21 protein-coding genes are annotated in these 22,062 nt (G+C 69.6%); 8 read left to right on the plus strand and 13 right to left on the minus strand.

Annotation, left to right across the window (positions count from 1 at the left end; genetic code table 11):
• Positions 1 to 19: 19 nt before the first annotated feature.
• The gene (locus tag KCQ71_RS10260) at positions 20 to 1,837 is read right to left on the minus strand and encodes an ABC transporter ATP-binding protein (protein WP_223405470.1); all 1,818 of its coding nucleotides are present in this window, start codon (positions 1,835 to 1,837) and stop codon (positions 20 to 22) included.
• A gap of 86 nt (positions 1,838 to 1,923) precedes the next feature.
• On the opposite strand from KCQ71_RS10260, the gene KCQ71_RS10265 reads away from it, so the two are divergent.
• The gene (locus KCQ71_RS10265) at positions 1,924 to 2,550 is read left to right on the plus strand and encodes a PH domain-containing protein (protein WP_223405472.1); all 627 of its coding nucleotides are present in this window, start codon (positions 1,924 to 1,926) and stop codon (positions 2,548 to 2,550) included.
• Positions 2,551 to 2,567: 17 nt separating this feature from the next.
• Here the strand turns inward: KCQ71_RS10265 and KCQ71_RS10270 are convergent, their stop codons facing one another.
• The 3 genes from KCQ71_RS10270 to KCQ71_RS10280 form a co-directional block, all read right to left on the minus strand.
• The gene (locus tag KCQ71_RS10270; RefSeq protein WP_223405474.1) at positions 2,568 to 3,644 is read right to left on the minus strand and encodes an ABC transporter permease; all 1,077 of its coding nucleotides are present in this window, start codon (positions 3,642 to 3,644) and stop codon (positions 2,568 to 2,570) included.
• A complete protein-coding gene (locus KCQ71_RS10275; RefSeq protein WP_223405476.1) occupies positions 3,641 to 5,176 on the minus strand; it encodes an ABC transporter permease in 1,536 nt (511 codons plus the stop codon). Before KCQ71_RS10275 ends, KCQ71_RS10270 begins: the two co-directional genes overlap by 4 nt.
• A gap of 197 nt (positions 5,177 to 5,373) precedes the next feature.
• A complete protein-coding gene (locus tag KCQ71_RS10280) occupies positions 5,374 to 7,242 on the minus strand; it encodes an ABC transporter family substrate-binding protein (RefSeq protein ID WP_223405478.1) in 1,869 nt (622 codons plus the stop codon).
• 200 nt (positions 7,243 to 7,442) lie between these two features.
• Here KCQ71_RS10280 and KCQ71_RS10285 point away from each other — a divergent pair, with 200 nt between their 5' ends.
• On the plus strand, positions 7,443 to 7,628 hold the full coding sequence (locus tag KCQ71_RS10285; RefSeq protein WP_223405480.1) for a hypothetical protein: 186 nt from the start codon (positions 7,443 to 7,445) through the stop codon (positions 7,626 to 7,628).
• 178 nt (positions 7,629 to 7,806) lie between these two features.
• Positions 7,807 to 10,026 carry an NADP-dependent isocitrate dehydrogenase gene (locus KCQ71_RS10290; protein ID WP_223405482.1) on the plus strand — a complete coding sequence of 740 codons (2,220 nt, stop codon included), beginning with the start codon at positions 7,807 to 7,809 and terminating at the stop codon, positions 10,024 to 10,026.
• A gap of 68 nt (positions 10,027 to 10,094) precedes the next feature.
• On the opposite strand, the gene KCQ71_RS10295 is transcribed toward KCQ71_RS10290, so the two are convergent.
• Positions 10,095 to 10,502, minus strand: coding sequence for an isomerase (locus tag KCQ71_RS10295; protein WP_223405484.1), 408 nt, complete (start codon positions 10,500 to 10,502; stop codon positions 10,095 to 10,097).
• A gap of 165 nt (positions 10,503 to 10,667) precedes the next feature.
• On the opposite strand from KCQ71_RS10295, the gene KCQ71_RS10300 reads away from it, so the two are divergent.
• Positions 10,668 to 11,456: a helix-turn-helix domain-containing protein gene (locus KCQ71_RS10300; protein ID WP_223405486.1), complete on the plus strand. Its 789-nt coding sequence runs from the start codon at positions 10,668 to 10,670 to the stop codon at positions 11,454 to 11,456.
• Here KCQ71_RS10300 and KCQ71_RS10305 read toward each other — a convergent pair.
• Both KCQ71_RS10305 and KCQ71_RS10310 read right to left on the minus strand, forming a co-directional pair.
• Positions 11,453 to 12,643, minus strand: a complete 1,191-nt coding sequence (locus tag KCQ71_RS10305) for an AI-2E family transporter (RefSeq protein ID WP_223405487.1) — start codon at positions 12,641 to 12,643, stop codon at positions 11,453 to 11,455. The genes KCQ71_RS10300 and KCQ71_RS10305 overlap by 4 nt on opposite strands.
• 92 nt (positions 12,644 to 12,735) lie before the next feature.
• Positions 12,736 to 13,128, minus strand: a complete 393-nt coding sequence (locus tag KCQ71_RS10310; RefSeq protein ID WP_223405489.1) for a mycothiol transferase — start codon at positions 13,126 to 13,128, stop codon at positions 12,736 to 12,738.
• A gap of 35 nt (positions 13,129 to 13,163) precedes the next feature.
• On the opposite strand from KCQ71_RS10310, the gene KCQ71_RS10315 reads away from it, so the two are divergent.
• Entirely contained in the window at positions 13,164 to 14,231 is a 1,068-nt protein-coding gene (locus KCQ71_RS10315) for a hypothetical protein (protein ID WP_223405491.1), read from the plus strand.
• 46 nt (positions 14,232 to 14,277) lie between these two features.
• Here the strand turns inward: KCQ71_RS10315 and KCQ71_RS10320 are convergent, their stop codons facing one another.
• On the minus strand, positions 14,278 to 14,892 hold the full coding sequence (locus KCQ71_RS10320; RefSeq protein WP_223405493.1) for a DinB family protein: 615 nt from the start codon (positions 14,890 to 14,892) through the stop codon (positions 14,278 to 14,280).
• Between the two features lie 89 nt (positions 14,893 to 14,981).
• On the opposite strand from KCQ71_RS10320, the gene KCQ71_RS10325 reads away from it, so the two are divergent.
• Positions 14,982 to 16,397 carry a glucose-6-phosphate dehydrogenase gene (locus KCQ71_RS10325; RefSeq protein ID WP_223405495.1) on the plus strand — a complete coding sequence of 472 codons (1,416 nt, stop codon included), beginning with the start codon at positions 14,982 to 14,984 and terminating at the stop codon, positions 16,395 to 16,397.
• Here KCQ71_RS10325 and KCQ71_RS10330 read toward each other — a convergent pair.
• The 4 genes from KCQ71_RS10330 to KCQ71_RS10345 all read right to left on the minus strand — a co-directional run bounded on the left by KCQ71_RS10330 (position 16,331) and on the right by KCQ71_RS10345 (position 20,430).
• Complete coding sequence (locus KCQ71_RS10330; protein ID WP_223405497.1) at positions 16,331 to 17,737, minus strand: MFS transporter; 1,407 nt, start codon at positions 17,735 to 17,737, stop codon at positions 16,331 to 16,333. The genes KCQ71_RS10325 and KCQ71_RS10330 overlap by 67 nt on opposite strands.
• A 90-nt stretch (positions 17,738 to 17,827) precedes the next feature.
• The gene (locus KCQ71_RS10335) at positions 17,828 to 18,886 is read right to left on the minus strand and encodes a Gfo/Idh/MocA family protein (RefSeq protein WP_223405499.1); all 1,059 of its coding nucleotides are present in this window, start codon (positions 18,884 to 18,886) and stop codon (positions 17,828 to 17,830) included.
• Positions 18,883 to 19,893, minus strand: a complete 1,011-nt coding sequence (locus tag KCQ71_RS10340; RefSeq protein ID WP_223405501.1) for a Gfo/Idh/MocA family protein — start codon at positions 19,891 to 19,893, stop codon at positions 18,883 to 18,885. Before KCQ71_RS10340 ends, KCQ71_RS10335 begins: the two co-directional genes overlap by 4 nt.
• Positions 19,894 to 20,019: 126 nt before the next feature.
• A complete protein-coding gene (locus KCQ71_RS10345; RefSeq protein ID WP_223405503.1) occupies positions 20,020 to 20,430 on the minus strand; it encodes a VOC family protein in 411 nt (136 codons plus the stop codon).
• Between the two features lie 164 nt (positions 20,431 to 20,594).
• Between KCQ71_RS10345 and KCQ71_RS27600 the strand changes: the two genes are divergently transcribed.
• Entirely contained in the window at positions 20,595 to 21,206 is a 612-nt protein-coding gene (locus KCQ71_RS27600; protein ID WP_223405505.1) for an SHOCT domain-containing protein, read from the plus strand.
• A 51-nt stretch (positions 21,207 to 21,257) separates the two neighbouring features.
• Positions 21,258 to 21,656, plus strand: coding sequence for a VOC family protein (locus KCQ71_RS10355; RefSeq protein ID WP_223405507.1), 399 nt, complete (start codon positions 21,258 to 21,260; stop codon positions 21,654 to 21,656).
• Between the two features lie 15 nt (positions 21,657 to 21,671).
• Here KCQ71_RS10355 and KCQ71_RS10360 read toward each other — a convergent pair whose 3' ends face one another.
• On the minus strand, positions 21,672 to 22,061 hold the full coding sequence (locus KCQ71_RS10360; protein ID WP_223405509.1) for a VOC family protein: 390 nt from the start codon (positions 22,059 to 22,061) through the stop codon (positions 21,672 to 21,674).
• Between the last annotated feature and the right edge of the window lies 1 nt (position 22,062).

A 22,062-nucleotide genomic window follows, 5' to 3' on the forward strand; every position in this document is an offset into this window, starting at 1 on the left:
GCCGGCGCAGCGGCTGCGACTAGACCCCGGTGCCGGAGCTGCGCTGCGTGTCCAACCCGGCCAGCGGGTCGCCACCGGCGTGCTCGGCCTCGTACTCCTCCTCCGCCGCGAGTTCGGCGGCGGCAGCACTGAGCAGGGCGTCGCGAGTCTCCCGGCGCACCCGCTGCTCCTCGGGGTTGGGCACCGGCACGGCCGCGATCAGCCGTTGGGTGTACGGGTCCTGGGGGTTGTTCACGACCTGCGCGGTCGAGCCGATCTCGACGAGCTTGCCGTGGTGCATCACGGCGATCCGGCTGGACAGCATCTCCACGACCGCGAGGTCGTGGCTGATGAACAGGCAGGCGAACCCGTGTTCGCGCTGCAGCTCGGTGAACAGTTCCAGCACGTGCGCCTGGACCGACACGTCGAGCGCGGAGGTCGGCTCGTCGGCGACCAGCAGGGCGGGCTCGAGACTGAGTGCACGGGCGATGCCGACACGCTGGCGCTGCCCGCCGGACAGCTCGTGGGGGTAGCGGTTGCGCATGCTCCGCGGCAGCTCGACCTGGTCCAGCAGCACCTCGACCCGCTTCGCGAGCTCGGGGCCCTTGATGCCGGTGTGCAGCATCAGCGGCTCCCCGATGGACTCACCGATCGGCAACCGGGGATTCAGCGACGAGCCCGGGTCCTGGAACACGATGCCGATGCTCTTGCGCAGGGTGCGCAGGTCCTTGGGGTCGATGCCGACCATGTCGGCGCCGTTGATCCTCAGCGAGCCGCCGGTCACCGGCAGCAACCCCACCACGGCACGCCCGATGGTGGTCTTCCCGGAGCCGGACTCCCCCACCAGGCCGACGACCTCGCCGCGGTCGATGGTGAGGTCCACACCGTCGACAGCCCGGAACGCCGGCGTCCGACCTCGCTTGGGATACTCGATCTCCATCCCCACGGCCTCCATCACCCGCTCACCGAACAGCGCCTCGGCAGGTGCGTCCGTGGTCACGGGAGCAGGCTCGATCACCTGGGCCTGGCTGTGCGCACCGAGGTGCGGCACCGCGGCCAGGAGTTCCTTGGTGTAGTCGTGCTCGGGGTGGTTGAAGATCTTGTCCGCGGTGCCGTGCTCGACCACGCGGCCGCGGCGCATCACGATGATCTTGTCGGCCATGTCCGCCACCACGCCCATGTCGTGGGTGATCAGCACGATGCCCGAGTCGATCCGTGACCGCAGGTCTCGCATCAGCTTGAGGATCTCGGCCTGCACCGTCACGTCCAGGGCGGTGGTCGGCTCGTCCGCGATCAGCAGTTTCGGGTCACAGGACAGCGACTGCGCGATCATGGCGCGCTGGCGCTGGCCACCGGAGAGTTGGTGCGGGTAGGAGTGGAAGCGCACCTCGGGGTTCGGCATCTCCACGAGCCGGAGGAGCTCGAGGGCTCGCTCCTTCGCGGCGGAGGGCCCCAGGTCGAAGTGGGTCCGGAGCGTCTCCACGATCTGGAACCCGACCGTGTACACCGGGTTCAGGGCAGTCATCGGCTCCTGGAAGATGACCGAGATCTCCTTGCCCCGGATCTTCCGCATCGCGGGCCCGGTGAGCCCGATGAGCTCGCGACCACCGATCTCGGCGCTGCCGGTGGCTCGCCCGTTCGGGGGCAGCAGGCCCAGCAGTGACATCGAGGACTGGCTCTTACCGGAGCCGGACTCACCGACGATGGCGAGCACCTCGCCCGGGTAGACGTCGTAACTGATGTCGATCGCGGCCGGGAACCACTCACCCTCGACGTAGAAGTCGACGTTGAGCCCGTTCACCGACAGGATCGGCGCTCCGGTGCGGGCGGGTGTGTCTTCGGTGGTCTGCGTGGTCACGCGCGCACACCTTCCTTCCTTCGGCGCGCGCGGATCTCACGGCGCTGGCGAGCAGGCACAGGACCTGCGAGTGGGAGCATTGAGCAATGATCGGTCCGACCCTGACGTTCCGCACGCTGTTCGCACGCGTGCTGACCATCGTGATCGCGGTCGTGGCGGCGTGCGCCGTGGTCTTCTTCGTCCTCGACGGCGGCTGGCGGGAACTGGCGCGCTCCGGCCCGGTGACCCTGTTCGTGGTCGCGGCCGTGTGGGCGCTGTTCTGGAACCCTCTGGTCGAGGTGTCCGACGGCGGCGTCACCATCGTGAACGTCCTGCGCACCGTGCACATCCCGTGGCCCACGGTCGCCAGCGTGGACAGCCAGTGGGCGCTGCGGGTACGCACCCACGACGGCGGCAACTACTCGTCCTGGGCCGTCCCCGCCAGCAGTGGCATGGCGGCGCGGACCCGCCGGCCGGAGCGCGCCGGCGGCCGCGACGATGCGGCCGCACGTGGCGCGGCCGACGACTCCCGCACCAGGATCTCCGGCGCCAGCGCGGACGCCGTGGCGCTGGCCATCGGCCAGCGACTCACGGCGCTGACCGAGGCCGGACACCTGACCGGATCGCGGTCGACCGTCGGCGAGGTACGCCCGACCGTGACCTGGAACGGGCAGATCCTGGCCGTACTCGGGGTGCTGGCCGCGCTCGGTGTGCTGGGCCTCACGTTCGGCTGAGATCGTCAGGTCCGCCGTCATGACGCGTGGGCCTGGACCTCGGCCTCGCCGCGGGCTGCCGCGCGAGCCATCTTCCGGGCCGACGGAATCCGGCGCTGCCGTGGGTCGAACGCGTCCCGGAGTCCGTCACCGATGAAGTTCACGCACAGCGCGATCGCGATGATGAACAGACCGGGCCACCAGAACAGCCAGGGCCGGGTGTTGAACGACGACTGGTACTGGTTGATCAGCTGACCGAGCGAGACGTTCGGCGGGGTGATGCCGAAGCCGAGGTAGCTGAGCGCGGTCTCGAGCAGGATGGCCGAACTCATCAGCAGCGTGGTGGACACGATGATGACGCCGATCGCGTTCGGCAGGATGTGCTTGAAGATGATCCGAGAGTTGCTCGCGCCCGCCACGCGCGCGGCGTCCACGAACTCCCGCTCGCGCAACGAGAGGAAGTCACCGCGGACGAGCCGGGCGAGGCCGGTCCAGGTCACCGCACCGAGCGCGATCGCCAGCGGCAGCGGGTCCGCGCCACCGAACAGCTTCCCTAGCACGGCGCCGATGACGATCGTCGGGACCGTGATGACCAGGTCGGTCATCCGCATCAGCGCGGTGTCCGCCCAGCCCCGGAAGAAGCCGGACAGGGCTCCGACGAGGACCCCGACGGCAGTGGAGACCAGGCCCACCACGAACATCACGAGCAGCGAGGTCTGCACGCCGCGCATGACGCGGGCGAAGATGTCGTGCCCGATCTCGTCCTGACCGAACGGGTGCGGTCCGATCGCGAACCCCTCCGGGCTCCACGGCATGGTCAGCGTCGGCGTGCCGCCGGGGTTCACGATCGGGTTGGTCTCATTCGGACCGTAGGCCCACCAGCCGGAGATGTACCAGGAGTCGGTGAACACCGGGAACCCGATCGAGGTCAGCGCGAGGACGAGGATGAACGCCATCACGATCAGGCCGGTCATCGCGCCCTTGTGGCGGAGGAACCGGGACCTGACGATCTGGCCCTGCGACTTGCCCTCGACCTCTCTGAGCTCGATGGCGTTCTCCGCCGTCTCGATCCGGCCGTCGTCCGGGGTCGGGTCCGTCATGTTGTTGGAGGTCATGCGTTCACCCGGATTCGTGGGTCAAGGACTGCGTAGATCAGGTCCGCGATGATGTTGGCCACGATCGCCAGGAACGACACGATCAACAGGTAGGCCATCACCGGCTCGATCTCGGCGCCGTCCAACGATTGCAGGAAGAGCTGGCCCATGCCGGGTCTGCCGAAGATGCGTTCGGTGATGATCGCACCACCGATCAGCGTGATCACGTCCAGCGGCACGATCGTCGCCAACGGGATGAGCGAGTTGCGGAAGCCGTGCCGCACCACCACGGTGCGCTCGGTGAGTCCCTTCGCCCGGGCCGTGCGGATGTAGTCCTGGTTCATCACCTCGAGCATGCTGCCGCGCGAGTAGCGGGTGTACCCGGCGAACGAGATCAGCATCAGGGCAAGCGTGGGCAGCAGCAGGTGGGTGTAGGAGTCGAGCACGCCGACCCACCAGTTCCCGCCGAGGTTCGGCGTCCGGTCCCCGATGGTCGGGATCGGCCGGCCGTTGATGGCGTTCGAGTTGTAGTACGGACCCCAGACGCTCATCACCTGGTCGATGAAGATCAGCCCGGCCACCAGGAAGGCAACGATGCCGCCGGTGCGCGCGGACTGCTTCCAGTCCGGTCCGCGGTACAGGACCCCGATCCCGATCCCGACACCCGCCGCGAGCAGGCCCAGGAGGGCGACGACTCCCCAGTTCATGTAGTCGGTCAGGTAGTAGAACAGGTAGAACCGGACCGGGTACCAGAGCGCCACCCCGAGCGCGGCACAGGTCAGTGCGGTGTAGAGCGCACGACGGTTCTTCAGGCCGGTGGACAGCGCGGTGACCGCGAACGCGATCACCACGGAGGTCACCGCGAGGATCACGGGACCGATGTTGGGTGTCTCCCACCAACCGGACAGCTGCAGGAACGCGAGCGCGCCGATGGTGGCCGCGGCGCCGATCGCGCCGTTGATCAGCCGGCGTTTGAGGGCGCCACCGATGGCGAGCTGCCAGAGGAAGCCGGCAATGATGCCCAGACCGATCACGATGCCCCACGCGATCCATGGGTTGGCCAGGAAGTCGTTGAAGCCGATCGCGCCCCACTGCTTGAGCAGCACGGCGACCCAGAAGGACGGCAGCGAGAACAGCAGGAACGAGACGAACGTGATCAGGTAGTCGAAACCGCTGTACTGACGCAGCGCGGAGACGATGCCGACGGCCACGCCGAGCAGAATGGACAGCACCGTCGCGGCGCTGACCAACTGCACCGTGGAGATGATCGCGCCCTGTAGTAGGTCGCCGACGGGGCGGTTCGTACGCCACGCGGTGCCGAGGTCGCCGGTGAAGATGCCACCGATCCACTCGAAGTAGCGCTGGATGACCGGCTTGTCGAGCTCGAGCTGCTCGATCCGCTGGGCGATCAGGAATTCCTTGTTCGTGGCCGTGGATTGGGCCAGGTCCTCTAGCGGATCGATCGTCAGGTCGACGAGCAGATAGAGAAGGAATGACGAGACGAGCAGAATGCCGAGTCCGATCAGGACTCTGCGGATGATGAACGTCAACATCGTGGAGAGATACCTCGCAACCGGCTCGGACCGCACTTGGCCGTGGAGTCTACGCCGACGCCACACAGGGTGCTGCCCGAACCTCTAGGGGTGGGGATCAGCCGAATCGTAGTCGCGTGAGGGGCGCCGGGACACCTCGTCCCGGCGCCCCTCACGTACTACTTGTCAGCCAGAGGCTAGCGCTGACCGCGGTCGAATCAGCTCGAGGCCTCTTCGGTGGCGGTCGTGCTCCACTCCCAGAAGTTCCAGAAGATGGTCGGCGAGATGGAGATCGGGTCGATGCCCTCGACCTCCGTGTTGTTCGCCGTCACACCCGGGAACTGGAAGATCGTGACACCGAACGCGTCGTCGACGAGGTGGGTCTCCACCTCGGCCAGGATCTCGCCCTGGCGCGTCGTGTCGGTCTCGACCTGCAGCTCGTCGAACAGTGCGTCAACCTCGGCGTTGGAGTACCCACCGAAGTTGTTCAGACCACCGGTGCGGTAGTTCGCGTCGGACTCCGACACGGCCGTGGAGGTGGACTGCCAGCCGAACAGCGACGCGTCGTAACCGCTGCTGTCCTCGAGGAGGGTGCCCCAGTTGTCGTCACCGCCGTCGATCACGTTGAACAGGCCGTTCTGGCCCGCCGACTCGGCGATCAGCTGGTACTCCTGCTGGCGACGCACGTTGCTCGCTCCGTACAGGAACCGCACGTCGATCGGGGTCTCGACCCCGGCCTCCTCGATCAGCGCGGTGGCTGCGTCGAGGTCGGTCGCACCCGGGAACTGCTCCGCCATGCCGTTGACGGCAGAGACGACGTCGTAGTTCGGCGAGCCGGGGATCGAGGTGTAGGAGTTGCGGATCTCGGCCTCGGGGTTCAGCGACACGATGAGCCGGTCGATGATGTCCTGACGCGGGATCAGCTTGAGGAACGCCTGACGCACGGCCAGGGCCGTCGCCTCGTCGCCGCCGTAGGTGGCCGGGTCGAACGGGCCGCCGTTGTCGAACATGACGTCGACGTGCTCGTAGGTGCCCTCGTCCTGGGTGATGATGTTGTAGCCGTCGCCGAGAGCCTCGAGCGAGGCCAGCACGTCCGCGGTGGACTGCGGGGAGATCACGTCGACCTCACCGTTCTCCAGCGCCTGGACCTGGGCCATCGGGTCCTCGTTGTAGCGGATGGTGACCCGCTCGACCGTCGGCGCGTGGTCACCGGTGTAGTCCGGGTTCGCGACCAGGGTCACGTACTGCTCGTTCACGTACTCCTCGAGCAGGTACGCGCCGGAGGACAGGTACAGGGACTCGTCGTCCGGGAGTGCGTTCCCGAACTGGAAGCCGGTGTTCCAGAACTGCGAGATCGGGCTGAGCGCCGCCGCGTCGCGGTCGTTGACGGCCGCGATCAGCGCGTCCTTGGCTTCCTGCGCGTCCTCGATGTCGAGGGCGTGGCTGGCCACGACGTGCGCGGGCACGCCCACACCGAAGTTGACCTCCCAGTCAGCGAACGGCTTGGTGTAGACGAGCGTGATGCTCTGCCCGTCCTCGGAGATCTCGGGCGTCTCCTCGACCAGAGCGAGACCTGCGCTGGTGTTGTTGAAGAAGACGCCGGCGTCGACCTCGTCCTGGTTGGTGACGTTGCCCTCCTCGTCCTCCTCGGCCTCCACGGTGTTCATGTGGCCACTGGTGGCCGCCCAGGTGAGCAGCATGTCCGCGGCGTCGACGGGCGTGCCGTCGGACCAGGTCACGTCATCGTTGATCGTGTAGGTCACGGTGAGCGGGTCGTCGCTGACCTTCTCGTAGGTGCCGAACGACTCGTCGGTGACGAGGTTCAGGTCCTTGTCGTAATAGTTGAAACTGCTGTTCATCAGGTACAGGACGATCGCGTTGGCCGTCGCGTTACCGGTCGCCGAGTTCGAGTTGTACTCGTAGAACGGCTGGTTCCAGCCGATGTTGATGGAAGTGCCCTCGTCGATGCCGGCGTTACCGCCGCCGTCACCATCGGTGCCTTCATCCCCGGGCGGGGTGCAAGCACTGAGCACGAGCGCACCTGCTGCGACGGTCGCAGCCAGGGCGGATATGCGCCGGATCTTCAATGTTCCTCCTATGGATGGCATGGAGCCCCCTGTCCCGGACCGGTTCCGGAAAGACCTGATGGGTCTGACGAGGCAGAGCGTCCGCCATGGACACGGGAACTGTACACACGCTCAGTTGCCATCTCGCCCTTTGGTCACAAGGTTGTGGCCGCATCGTTATCCAAGTGAGACACGAATTCGCCCCTCTCCAGGAAGTGGTAATGAGACGGAAACGTCTCGGCTATGCCCGGGTCATCCCCGCTGCCGCGACCACAACCGACGTGGCACCGAGCGGGGTACCTCCCGAGGTGGACGCGCCCGCCGCCGTCGCGGCACGGATCGCGGGCGTACTGACCGACCAGTCCCGCCTCATCGCTGCACGACCTCTATGTAGTGCCCAGGCCTGACGGCGGTGCGTCGCCACCGCGCCGTTCGCTGCGGTTCGGGAGTGGGCCGCCTCGCTCGAGGGGTGCCGCTACCTCGAGTGGCAGTCGTCGGCGGCCCTCACACCGGCGTGACCCACGCGCCGGACACCAGATATCTTGATGTCGAGCGATTCCCCGACCAGCAGAGGAACTTCTTCGTATGTCCACCATCATCTACACCCACACCGACGAGGCGCCGCTGCTCGCGACGTACTCGTTCCTGCCGATCATCGAGGCCTACGCATCGACGGCAGGCGTCGAGGTGCAGACCCGGGACATCTCGCTCTCGGGTCGCATCATCGCGTTGTTCGGCGAGTACCTCGCCGAGGACCAGCGGCTGCCCGACGCCCTGACCGAGCTCGGCGAGCTCGCCAAGCGGCCCGAGGCGAACATCATCAAGCTGCCGAACATCAGCGCCTCCGTGCCGCAGCTGAAGGCAGCCATCACCGAGCTGCAGGGCCAGGGCTACGCGCTCCCGAACTACCCGGACGAGCCGGCCACGGACGAGGAGAAGGAAGTCCGCGCCCGCTACGACAAGGTCAAGGGCAGCGCGGTCAACCCGGTCCTGCGCGAGGGCAACTCCGACCGCCGCGCGCCCGCGTCGGTGAAGGGCTACGCGCGCTCGCACCCGCACTCGATGGGCGCCTGGACCTCGGACTCCAAGACGAACGTCGCCACCATGGATGCGGACGACTTCCGTTCCAACGAGAAGTCCGTGGTGCTCGCCGCCGATGACACCCTGCAGATCCGCCACGTCGCCGCGAACGGCGCCACCACCGTCCTGAAGGACTCGCTGCCGGTCCTCGCCGGTGAGGTCGTGGACGGCACGGTCATGCGGGCCGCCGCGCTGGACGCGTTCCTGGCCGAGCAGATCGCGCATGCCAAGACGGACGACGTCCTGTTCTCCGTGCACCTGAAGGCCACCATGATGAAGGTCTCGGACCCGATCATCTTCGGCCGCGTGGTGCGCGCGTTCTTCCCGGACCTGTTCGCGGTCCACGGCGAGCAGCTCGCCGCGGCCGGCCTCAGCCCGAACAACGGGCTCGGTTCCATCCTCGCCGGCCTTGAAGCGCTGGACCCGGCCACCCGCGCCGGCGTGCAGGCCGCGATCACCGAGGGCTTCGCCCACGGCCCGGCGCTGGCGATGGTGAACTCGGACAAGGGCATCACCAACCTGCACGTGCCCAGCGACGTGATCGTGGACGCCTCGATGCCCGCGATGATCCGGACCTCCGGCCACATGTGGGGCCCGGACGGCGCCGAGGCGGACACCCTCGCGGTGATCCCGGACTCCTCCTACGCCGGTGTGTACCAGACCGTGATCGACGACTGCCGCGCGAACGGCGCCTTCGACCCGACCACGATGGGCTCGGTTCCGAACGTCGGTCTGATGGCCCAGAAGGCCGAGGAGTACGGCAGCCACGACAAGACGTTCGAGATCACCACGCCCGGCACCGTGCAGGTGGTCGACTCCGCCGGCACCGTGCTGATCGAGCACGAGGTCTCCCCCGGCGACATCTGGCGCGCCTGCCAGACCAAGGACGTCCCGATCCAGGACTGGGTGAAGCTGGCCGTGACCCGCGCCCGCGCCAGCGGCTCCCCCGCCGTGTTCTGGCTGGACCCGGCCCGTGCCCACGACGTGAACCTGGCCGCCAAGGTCCGCACCTACCTCGCCGACCACGACACCGAGGGCCTGCAGATCGAGATCATGTCCCCGGTCGAGGCCACCCGGTTCTCCCTGGAGCGCATCCGTCGCGGCGAGGACACCATCTCGGTGACCGGCAACGTGCTGCGTGACTACCTGACCGACCTGTTCCCGATCCTCGAACTCGGCACCAGCGCCAAGATGCTCTCGGTGGTGCCGCTGATCAACGGTGGCGGCCTGTTCGAGACCGGGGCGGGTGGCTCCGCGCCGAAGCACGTGCAGCAGCTGGTCGAGGAGAACCACCTGCGCTGGGACAGCCTCGGTGAGTTCCTCGCCCTGGCCGTCAGCTTCGAGCACCTGGCCACCACCACCGGGAACGCCCGCGCCCAGATCCTCGCGGACACCCTGGACCGGGCGACGGCCACGTTCCTGAACGAGAACAAGTCGCCCAGCCGCAAGGCCGGGCAGATCGACAACCGTGGCAGCCACTTCTTCCTTGCGAAGTACTGGGCGCAGGAGCTGGCCGCGCAGACCCAGGATGCGGAGCTGGCAGCCGCGTTCGCGGCGGTCGCGGCAGGCCTGAGCGAGAACGAGGAGGCCATCACGGCCGAGCTGCTCGCGGTGCAGGGCTCGCCCGTCGACCTCGGCGGCTACTACCGGCCGGACGAGAAGAAGGCGTCGGCGATCATGCGCCCGTCGGTGACCTTGAACGAGGTACTCGCCACGCTCGCCTGAGCAGCGCTGCGAGGTACGACGGCGACCGTCACCGCGGGTGGTGACGGTCGCCGTCGCCGTTGGTCGCCTCAGCCTTCGTGCTCGTCATGGTGGTCCGCGAACCCCTCCGGTGCGCGGTCCAGGAACGCGGTCACGGAGGAGATCCGGCCGTCCTCGGCGAGCACCAGCACATCGGTGCCCGCCGCGAACGAGGTGCCGTCGGCCAGAACGATCTCCCAGCGCAGCCGGGCCCGGTCGGTGAGCCGGTCCGGTTCGCCGAGGTGCACCAGGGTCGCTTCACCCATGTGCTCGATGAACTCGTCACGGAAGCCGCCCAGCGCCTGCGCGCCGGTGAGGACGCCGACGGCCGCGTGGTAGTCGACGTCCCCGGAGAACACCCCCGCCGCGATCCGGCTGCGTTCGGCGGGGTCCGCCGTGTTCCAGAAGCGTGCGTAGTCGTCGAGGATCCTGTCCGTGGTGATGGTGGGTGTGCCCATTTTCTCGTCTTCCTCTCGTTCGGTCGGCTCCGGGGTGGAACCGACGGCTCCACGGTGCGGGTCCGCCCCGCCCCGCGTCGATGACCCGGGAGGTCATGCCGGGCCGGCGCCGATGACCTCGGACGTCATTGCCGGGCGTCGCCGGTTGCAGGCAGGCTGTCGGACATGACCACGACGGCGGACGGTGTGGGACCCCTGGTGCGACGATGGCGGGAACGCCGCCACCGGTCCCAGCTCGATGTGTCCATCGCCGCCGACGTCTCGACGCGGCACCTGAGCTTCATCGAGACCGGGCGGTCCACGCCCAGCCGGGACATGATCGAGCGGCTCTGCGACGAGCTCGACGTACCGCTGCGGGAGCGGAACGCGTTCCACCTCGCTGCCGGCCTGGCACCCCCGCACCGGGCCCGGCCGCTGGCCGATCTCGGTGCGGCTCGCGTGGCGATCGATGCCGTGCTCGCCGGACACGGCCCGAACCCCGCCGTCGCCGTCGACAGCCGGTGGGACCTGCTCGCGGCCAACGACGCGATGTGGCGGTTCCTGACGGATATCCCGGCCGAGCTCGCCGGTCCGCCGCTGAACATGCTGCGCGCGACCATGCACCCGGACGGCCTCGCGAGCCTGCTGCAGAACCCAGCGCAGTGGCGCGCTCACGTGCTTCGGCGCGTCCGCCGGCAGTGGGAGCGCACCGACGACCCGGCGCTTGCGGACCTGCTCGCCGAGCTGGAGTCCTACCCCGCTCCCCCACCCGGCGGGGACGTCGAGACCACCGGCGACGACATCGCCGTTCCGATGCGGCTCACCACCGAGTTCGGGGACCTCGCGCTGCTGTACACCGTCACCGTGTTCGGGTCACCGCGGGACGTGACCCTCGACGAGATCGCCATCGAGACGTTCTTCCCTGCCGACGACGCGACCCGCAGAATCCTGGTGGCGGCCGGCGGCGGCGCCTAGCCAGACTCCCGGCGACCGATCAGCTGCTCGGGCGTCGGCTCGCGCTCGGGTTCGAGCACGATCTTGGCGACCGCCCAGCCGACCGCGGTGACAGGAACGGCGAGGATGGCGCCAAGAATGCCACCGAGGATGGTGCCGATCGTCAGCGAGAGCAGGATGACCAGTGGGTGCAGTTTGAGCGACTGCCCCATCACGACAGGCTGGAGGAAGTCGCCCTCGAGCTGGTTCACGGCGATCACGAGGATGACCACGATGAGTGCGGTCAGCGGTCCGTTCGCGACCAGGGCCACGAGCGCGGCGAAGATGCCCGCCACCGTGGCGCCGACGAGTGGGATGAACGCGCCAAAGAACACGACGACGGCGAGCGGCAGCGCGAGCGGGACCCGCAGGACCGCCAGGCCGACACCGATGGCGACGGCGTCCACCAGGGCGACCAGCGCCGTGCCCCGCACGTACCCGCCGAGCACCTTGACGGCAGTGGTGCCAATCCGCTCGCCCCGCGCCAGCGGCTCGCCGCGCAGCGGCGTGAGGAAGAAGTTCCAGATCTTCTCCCCGTCCTTGAGGAAGAAGAACAGGACGACGACGATCAGGATCAGGCCCGTGATGACCTGGCCGACGGCCGACAGGCCCGCGACGGCGCCGGAGCCGAACTGCGCACTCGTCATGAACTGGGTCGCGGCATCGAGCACGGCGTCCCAGTCGAGGTCGAACGAGAGCTGGAACCGCTGCAGGATGTCCTGGAGCTCGGCCAGGCCCTCCCCTGCGGCCACGGCGAGTTCCTCCCACTGGTTCCGCACCGCGAAGACGATGCCGGTGACCACGCCGCCGATCACCACGACCGCGCCGATCAGGGTCAGCCACGTGGCGAGCAGGCCCGGGACACCCCGCCGGCGCAGCCACGCCACTACCGGAGTGAGCGCCGCGGCGAGGATCAGCGCGACCATCAGCGGAATCACGACCAGCTTGACCTGGATGAGGCCCAGGACGACGATCGCCGCGCCCGCGATCAGGATCATCACCTGCAGCGTGCGGATGCTCGAGCGTCCGAGTCGGTCGGTCCAGAGGTGGGCGGTGCCTCGTGGTGCGTGCGCGTCCACGACGAGCGGCTCCGGGACGACCTCGTGCCCGGTACGCCCCCGCGCCGGCTCACCCGCCTCGCGTCTGCGTCGCCGCCTACGGATCGTCATGTCTGCCTCCGGGTGCCGGCCGAACCCTCGCCGGTCCGGCCTTCGCCACGCTAACAGCGGTGTGCCCCGACGACCCGACGAGCCGTCGTCGATCACCCCGAGAAGGCGGCTGACTCTGCGGCGACCCGGGCCGCTACCTCCACACGGGCCGTGTAGTCGGTCCACCACTGCTGATTCCGGTCCGGCAGGTTCCTGGCGCCGGCTCGCAGCCCCGCGGCGCCATCGATCTGCTCGCGCACGATGTCCGCATGACCGGCGTGCCGTGCGACCTCCGTGGCCACATGGACGAGGATGCGGCCGAGCGTGACCTGGCCGTGCTCGCCCCAGGGCGGCACCGCACCGGGCGCATCAAGGTCGAGCAGGTTCGTGCCGCTCGGAGTCAGCGGGCGGCGCAGGTCGTACTCACCCAAGCCCTCCAGCTTCGAAAGCAGCGCGTGGTTCTCCACGTCGAGGTAGTGCGCCAGAATCTCCTTGAGGTCGTTCATGACCGAACGCTACCGGCCGACAATTGGGGGCACACGTGTACACGTACATCGAGGGCGAGGCATCGGCGGTCCCGGCGTCGCGTCGTGGCGCACGCAGCACGGACGGCGCCATCGACGTCGAGTTCCAGGGCTGGCTCGGCGACGACCTGCTCGACCTCGTCGACCGGTGGATCGTGTCCGCGCGTCTGGCCGACGCGCTGCGCGCATCCGACCTCACCGGCTACCACCTCGCACCCGTGCACCTCACGAAACACCCCGACTGGGGTCTGATGAAGCACGAGTTCGAGCTGCCCGAGCGATGGGAGCGGCTCGTGCCGACCGGCAAGCGCCGCGACGGGGACGACTTCGCGACCGAGCCGGCGACAGGGCTCATGGCCAGCGGTCGCGCACTCGAACTGCTGCGCTCCTTCCGGCTCGAGCAGGCCGAGCTCAGCGCCGTCACGTTGCCCGTCCACGAGAGCGACGAGGCGGCCGCCGCCGCCGAGGCCGAGCGGCTCGCCCGCGTGCGCGCGCTCCACGCCGAGAACCAGAACGCAGCCACGATCGAGCGCGAGCAGCGGCAGCGGGCGGCCGACGAGCACGCCGCTCAGCGCGAGGCCAGGATCGCCGAGGCGCTCGCGCGGCACCGGGATGCGCACGACGGGCCGGTCGAGCCCACCGGCGATCTCGATGTGATCCGCGCCGGCATCGGCAAGCCGCTCGAGGACGAGCGCGTCGCTGCGGTGCTGGCACTCGCGGCGCTGCCGCTCGAGATCGAGGTGACCCGGGAGACGAAGCGCGAGCGGCTCGAGACCCACGCGTCGCCGGATGAAGGATTCGAGGCACGGTTCAAGAACGGCAGGCTCGAGCGCGTCGTGCTGTTCCCGCGCGGTCGGCGGGGCGCTCCCTACCCGCGCTCGCGCGACCTCATCCACGGCTTCGACTTCTCGGCCGCGACGCCGTGGGATGTCGTCGAGGCGCTCGGCGAACCCGGGTACTCGAAATGGGGTGCGCGCGGAACTCTCGAGTACGTCATCGGCCGGGACACGCTGCATCTCGGATTCCTGCACGATCTCGTCGACGGGATCGTCGTCCTGAGGAAGAAGCAGCGCCGCGCCCAGTGAGCGGGGTTCCGGTGCCCGCACCGGAGGCCGGCCCCGTGGCCGCTCGCTACTGAGCTGCCTCCTCCTGGGCGGCTGCCTCCTGGGCGGCTGCCTCCTGGGCCGCCGCCTCCACGCGGGCCGTGTAGTCGTCCCACCACGGCTTGTTTCCGTCCTCAGGCAGGTTCGTGGCGCCGGCGCGCAGGCCCGCGGCGCCGTCGATCTGCTCGCGCACGATGTCCGCGTGACCGGTGTGCCGGGCGACCTCCGTGGCCACGTGGACGAGTATGCGACCGAGCGTGACCTGGCCGTGCTCGCCCCACCACGGCACCACGCCGGGTGCGTCGAGGTCGAGCGCCGCGATCGTTGTGGCGCCGTGGGCGCGCACCCGGGCGAACACGTCGAGGATCGAGGCCGTGGACTCCTGCGGTGTGACCCACATGTCCGCGTTCGCCTCGGCATCCTCGGCCATCCAGGGCAGCGGGTCCGGGAACGGTCGCCCGAAGACGCTGCCCAGGTAGTCGGCCTCCACGCCGGAGACGTGCTTGACGAGGCCGAGCAGATTCGTGCCGCTGGACGTCAACGGCCGCCGCAGGTCGTACTCGCTCAAGCCGTCCAGCTTCCACAGCAACGCCTCGTGCTGCACGTCGAGGTAGTGGGCCAGAATCTGCTTCAGATCATCCATGCCCCGAACGCTAGCGCGGGCGCACGACACCTGGGCAGGCCATGCCCGCCCCGATCGCAGGGCCCCGACACTCCTGCGACACTGACGAAATGAGCGATGCCACGCCGCCTGGAATCGACAGTGTCAACACCCTCCTCATCCTCGGCGCCTCGGGCGACCTCACGAACCGGCTGCTGCTGCCGGGTCTGGGTTCCCTCCTGGCCGCCGAACCGGGGCGTCGGGTCCGCGTGGTGGGTGCGGACATCGCCGATCTCTCCGAGCAGGACTGGGCCGAGCGCGTCCGGTCCGGCCTGAGCGGCGCCGGGGTGCCCGACGCTGCCGCCGGCGCGATCGTCGAAGACACCCGGTACGTCCGGGCCGACGTCCTCGACGCCGACGCGCTCGGTCGGCTGTTGGACTCCGTCGACGGACCGACCGTCGTCTACTTCGCGCTCCCTCCACGCATCTCGGTCAAGGTCTGTGAGCTGCTCGAGCGGCGCGGTGTCGCCCCCGGGACCCGTCTCGCCCTGGAGAAGCCGTTCGGCACCGACCTCGCCTCCGCGGAAGCGCTGAACGCCCAGCTGCTCAAGGTGGTCGAGGAGAACCGGATCTTCCGGGTGGACCACTTCCTCGGCCTCAGCTCGGTGCTGAACCTCTTCGGTGTGCGGTTCGCGAACCGGCTGCTGGCGCCGGTGTGGACGTCCGAGCACATCGAGAAGGTGGTCATCCGCTACGACGAGGACCTGGCCCTGGAGGGTCGGGCGGGCTACTACGACCGGGCCGGCGCGCTCGTGGACATGATCCAGTCCCACCTGCTGCAGGTGCTCGCGTTCTTCGCCATGGAGGCGCCGCAGACGTTGGACGCGGAGCAGGTACGCGCGCTCAAGGCGCAGGTGCTGCGGGCCACCAGGATCTGGGCCGACGATCCGGCCGCCTCGTCCCGGCGGGCCAGGTACACCGGGGGCACCATCGGCGAACGCCGCGTGCCGGACTACGTCGACGAGGAGGGTGTCGACCCGGCCCTTGACACCGAGACCCTCGCCGAGGTGATCGTCGAGATCGACAACGAGCGCTGGAGCGGGACTCCGTTCGTGTTGCGCAGCGGCAAGGCCCTGGGCGAGGCCGTCAAGCAGATCGAGGTCTTCTTCCGGGAACCGGCCCACGTGCCGACCGGCCTGCACGGCACCGGCCATCCGGACATGCTCGTCCTCGGGCTGAAGCCCGCCGAGATGCTCATCTCGATGTCCGTCAACGCCGAGGGCGACCCGTTCGAGCTGGAGCAGAAGGACCTGCGCGCGACTCTCGGCGTGTCCCGGATGCTGCCGTACGGGGAGGTTCTGGACCGGATGCTCGACGGTGACCCGTTGCTCTCGATCCGCGGCGACGTCGCCGAGGATTGCTGGCGGATCGTGACGCCGGTGCTCGCCGCGTGGCGGGCCGGCGAGGTACCGATGCAGGACTACCCGGCCGGGTCAGCAGGGCCCGAGGGCTGGGGTTCGGTGCCCGCTCGCGACTCCGGCGCCTGACCCGCCTCGGGTTCCTGACCGCTCTCGGGTTCCTGCGTCTCCTTGAGCACCGGCGCGCTGTTGAGTTGCGCCCCGGCGGCGAGCATCGCGCGCCGCCCGACCGGCACCAGCACCGCGACCGCGGCCACGGCGATCAGGAGCCCGCCGGCGGCGACGAGCAGGGACTCGACGCTGTAGATGTCCGCGAGTGGCCCGAAGACCGCCATGCCGAGCGGCATCGACACCGCCATCACGATGCCGACGAATCCGAACACCCGGCCCTGACGCTCCGGCTCGACGGTCTCCTGGAGGATGGTGAAAGACGGCGTCGAGAAGAACGGCACGAACAGGCCGAACCCGAACATGAAGGCGAAGAACACCCACAGGTTCGGGGCGAGTCCGAGTGCGGCGGTGAGACCGCCGAACACGAACGTGGAGGCGACCACCATCGCGATCTTGTTCTTGAGCCCGCCCCAGGCCGCGATCAGCGCGCCCCCGAGCATCATCCCGATGCTGAACGCGAGTTCGTTCGCGGTGAGCTTCCAGACCTCCTCCCCGAACGTCCGCACGATCATCAGCGGGGTGAGGTAGCTGGGCGCCACCACCAGGAGGAACACGATCGCGTAGAGCGCGAGGAGCCAACGGATGAATGCGTGGTGCGCCACGTACCGGACACCGCCGACGAGGTCGTCGAAGTAGCCCGGCAGCGGCCCGTCGGAATCGCTGCGGACGATGCGCGGCACCGAGAGCGCGAGCAGGAACCCGATGCCGATGGCGGCCGTGGTCACATCGACGAAGAAGATCGCCACGATCGAGAAGTTCGCGTACACCGCCGCCGCGGCCGCAGGTGCGAGGAGCATCATCGCCGACTGGATCGTGCCGTTCAGGCCGTTCACGCGCATCAGCTTGGAGGTCGGCACGATCTGCGGGATCAGGGCCGAGACCGCGGGCATCTGGATGCCGGCGCCCACCGAGCGGATCGCCAGCGTGCCGTAGATGAGCCAGAGGTGGTCGAACCCGGACAGCATCAGGAGTGCGAGCGCGAGGGTGGTCACCGCGATCGATGCGTCGGCGGCCATGATGAGCCGCTTGCGGTCGAGCCGGTCTGCCCACACGCCGCCGAAGATCGAGACGATCGCCTGCGGCAGAAAGCCGAACACCGAGGCCAGCGCCATGACGGTGCCGGACTTCGTCTCGAGGGTCAGGTGCCACATGATCGCGTACTGGACCAGCATCGACCCGAACAGGGAGACGGTCTGGCCGCTCAGGAAGATCGTGGTGTCCCGGCGCCACGTCGGCTTCGCGGCGACGTCGTCGGCGGGGTCCGGCGTGCCGGGTTCGTCGGGTGGACGGGTGGACATGCCTCCATCGTCGTCCCGACCACCGTCATCGGTCCATGGCTATTGCGACACCCCGCCGCAAGCAGCCCCGGTTCCGAGCGTGACCGAGGTTCAGAGCGTGACCGGCTGACCCGCCTCGACCGACCGCTGCGCCGCCGTCACGATCGCCAGCGTGCGAGCCCCCACGGCACCGTCGGGCTGCGGGGTTCGGCCGGTGCGCACGGCGTCGAGGAACTCGCCGAGCATCCGGGCGTCCAGGTCGGCCCCGAAGCCGGCCCAGAGCTCGCCGTCGGCGTCGTACCCGGCCACGTGCGCCGCGAACGGGTCGATCCGCACCGACCCGGCGGTGCCGTGCACCTCCAGGGTGAGCCCGCCCCAGTTCGGTGCGGACTCCGGGTGGCTCCACGAGCAGTCGATCGTGGCGATCACGCCGGAGGGGTACCGGATCGAGACCATGCCCCCGGTCTCCACGTCCACGCCTGCGTCGGCCCGCAGGATGCGGTTCGTCACGGCGTGCACCTCCTCGGCCCCCTCGCCCAGCAGGGCGTCGATCAGGTCCGCGACGTGCACCACGTGGTCAAGGAGCGCGCCGCCACCGGACCGGGCCGGGTCGGTGAACCAGGACCGCTGTGCGAGTGGCATCTTGCCGTTGTTGGTACCGAGGATGGAGTAGATGTCCCCGAGCTGACCGGCCCGGACCCGCGCCACGAGGTCGGTGAACGCGCTCGCGAAGCGCACCGGGTACGCCGTCATCAGGATCACGCCGGCCGCGTCCGCGGCGGCGAGCATGGCGGCAGCGTCCGCGTCGGAGGTGGCCAGCGGCTTCTCGCAGAGCACGTGCGCGCCGGCGGCGGTCGCCAGTTCGGTCAGCTCACGGTGCGAGGTGTTCTCCGCGCAGATGACGACGGCGTCCGGCGCCTTCGCGAGGAGCGTCGCCACGTCCTCGACGTAGGTGACGCCGTGTTCCGCGGCGAACGCCGCGCCGCGCACGGTGCCCGGGTCGTACGGCCCGGGGTCGGTGCCGAGCACCTCGACGCCCGGCGTGGCGGCGAGGATCCGCGCGTAGGAGGACGCGTGGGTGTGTGCGAACGACAGGATGCCAACGGTGAGCGGCACGGTCGTCGGCTCGGTCGTCGGGCTCGTGCTGATCGGCCCGAGTGCGGTCGTCATGGCAGGCTCCCCTCGGTACTCGGTTCCGTAGGTTCCAGGGGCAGCTCCACGACCTCGCCGCTCGCGGCCGACGCCAGCACCGCCTCGGCGATGGCCACGGCCCGGACACCGTCGACGCCTCTCACGGACGCTTCCGCGCTCGTGCTGATGGCCGCCCAGAAGTCGGCGAGTTCGGCCGCGTACGGGCTGTCGGAGGGGTCCGTCGCCGGAAGGTAGCCACCCGCGGTGGCCGGGCCGGCGAGGTGGATCCGGGCGGAGTCCGTCCGGGCCATGTCGTACCGGAGCAGGCCGGCGTCGCCGGCGATCTCGAACGAGGACGTGAACGGCAGGCCGGGATGCCCCCAGACGCCGTAGACCTGGCTGATCGCGCCGGAGGTATGGGTGAGCGTCACCGCGGCACTGGCGACGCGACCGCCGTCGCCGGCCTTCGCCGTCGACCGGGCGAAGACCCGGGCCACCGGCCCGGCGAGCCATTCGGCCTGGTCGAGGTCGTGGATCATCTGATCGAGCACGATCCCGCCGGATCGTGCCTCGTCGAAGAACCAGTCCGCCTTCGGCGCCGCGCTCATCCGGCGGAACCGGGCCACCGCGACGGTGCCGATCCGCCCACCGCGGATCGCGGCGCGGGCGGCGGCGTATTCGGGGAAGTAGCGCACCACATGGGCGGGGAACAGCCGCACTCCGGCCGACTCCGCGGCCTCGACGACGGCCGCCGCCTCGACGGACGTGCGCGCGAGCGGCTTCTCGCAGACCACGTGCCTGCCGGCGGCGATCGCCGCGAGGGCCAGCTCGGCGTGGGTGGCGGTGGGGGTGACGATGTCCACCAGATCCACTTGCGGCCAGAGGTCCGCGAGAGTGTCCGCGGTCCGGAAGCCGAACCGGTCGGCGAGGGCCTGCGCACCATGCTCGGAGTGCACCACGACGTCCGCGCCCAGGGCTCGCCAGCCGGCGGCGTGCACCCCGGAGATCCCGCCGGCACCGATGAGGCCGACGCGTGGCGCGCTCACGCCTTCCTCGCCGCCGGCACGCGGCCGATCTGGTGGGCAGCGTCCCGGGTGGTTGCGGACAGGTCGAGAAGGGTCTGGCGCACAAGGCTCACGGAGCCACCGTATCGAACCGTGAGCGCCCGCGGGTCACTGGATGAGACAGAAAGGGTGGCCCGCCGGATCGAGGTAGACCCGGAAGCCGCCGTCCTTCGAGGGCTGGTGCTCGTGGCGCCGGGCGCCGAGGGCGAGCACCGAGGGTTCGGAGGCATCGATGTTCGCGACGGTGAGGTCGAGGTGGACCTGCTGGGGGTGGGCGCCCCCGGGCCAGGTCGGCGTGACCCAGTCCTCGATCCGCTGGAAGGCGAGGGTCGGGCGCCCGTCCGGGCGCTCCGGGCTCACCCCGCCGCCGGGCGGAACCAGGTTGACCCAGTCCCGGTCCGCGCCCGGCTCCATGGGCCAGCCGAGCAGCTCGGAGTAGAAGCCCCCGAGCTCGAGCGCGTCGGGGCAGTCGAGGATGATCAGGTCGAGGACCGGCTTCGCGATCGGTACGTCAGTCATGCCGGCGACGGTAGCCGCGGCTCCGGACGATGTCCGTCCGGATGCCCGCTCGTCTCCGGCCGCCGGGTGAGCCAGACCAGCACACCGCCGTCATGATCACGACCTACACCTGAGCCCGGATCCTCTGGGATCGGTAGCCGAGCCCACGGCCTAATCTGGGCGTCGTGACCACCACCGAGCCCCTGCCCCGCTCGTACCTCGACGCCCGCCGGCTCGCCGACCCGAGCATCAGGATGCGCGTGGTCACCCGAGGCGACGCGGCCGTGCTGCCCGAGGACCCGCACGACCTCGCGCCGGTGCGTGGAGCCGCGGGGCCGCGGTCGCCGCGGTCCTTGGCACGGCACTGGTCATTCCTGGCCCGCTCGCGCCGGTCCAACGCCTTCGCCGCGGACTACGACGTGCTCCGCCGAGGCACCACCCACGTCGAGGGGATCCTGCGTGAGGTGGCGGTCGGCACCTCCGAGGGCACGATCACCGGCGTCGTGGCAGCCGTCGAGTTCGCCTGGCACCGGCGGGCCCGGCGCACCGTGGCGGACGCCAATACGCGCCTGCTCCAGACCGAGGTGCCGCCGGTCGGTAGCCGCGTGCACCTGTGGTTGGGCACGGATGGCGCCGTGGTCGTGATGCAACTGGCCGCGGGGGCGCCGGCCGGCTCCGAGCCGGTGGCGGCCCCGGTCGGAATCGGCGATCAGCTCGCGGTCCTCGCCCGGTTGCGGGCGGACGGCAGCCTGAGCGAGGCCGAGTTCGCGGCGGCCAAGCGGCAACTGCTCGAATGATGCCGAGAATCCGGGTGGAGAACGACCGGAACGGTCCCTAGTCTCGCGATCATGGCCGTGCACTGGACCCTCGGTGGTGACGCGAACGACCCGCGGCTTCTCGCGGACTTCTGGTCGGTGGCCCTCGGCTACGTCGCCGAGCCGGGCTACGACGATCCCGACGGCGCCTCGATCATCGACCCGGACGGGCACGGCCCCGCGATCGGATGGCTGCGCGTGCCCGAGGGCAAGAGCGCGAAGAACCGGCTGCACATCGACATCCGGGTAGCCGGTGAGCCGCCATGGGACTGGGTCCGGCGGGCGGAGCTGATCCGTGCGAAGGTGTCGGAACTGACCACCGCGGGCGCCACCCGGGTCCGCGACGAGCAGTACCGCGACGACGACGGCCGGGCCATCCTCGGGCACGTAGTGATGACGGACCCGGAGGGCAACGAGTTCTGCGTCGCCTGACGAGGGACTGTCGCGTCAGGCGGCGACGCGCTGGACGAGCTGGATCGGGTGGCCGTCCGGGTCCTCGACGAAGGCCACCCGAAGCTGCCCGTCCAGGAACGGGTGCGGGCCCTCGTGGTCGGCGGCGCCCGCGGCGAGAGCGAGCGCGTATGCGCCGTCGACGTCGTCGGTCCAGATCGTCACGCATGCCCGGTGCCCTGCGGTCACCGGGGTGAGCCCGTGGCTGCTCGCGGCTGGGTCGGGCAGCGCCAGCCCGAGCCCGAACCCACCGAGCGTCATCTCGATCTTGACGGGCGCCGTCGGGCCGGACCGGAACGTCTCCGCGAAGGAGAAGTTCGCGTAGAACGCGGCGGCGCGCTCGCAGTCGGCGACGAACAGGATCACCTGCGGGTCGTAGAACTCCATA

It is taken from the genome of Occultella gossypii (assembly GCF_019947135.1).
Lineage (GTDB): Bacteria > Actinomycetota > Actinomycetes > Actinomycetales > Beutenbergiaceae > Occultella > Occultella gossypii.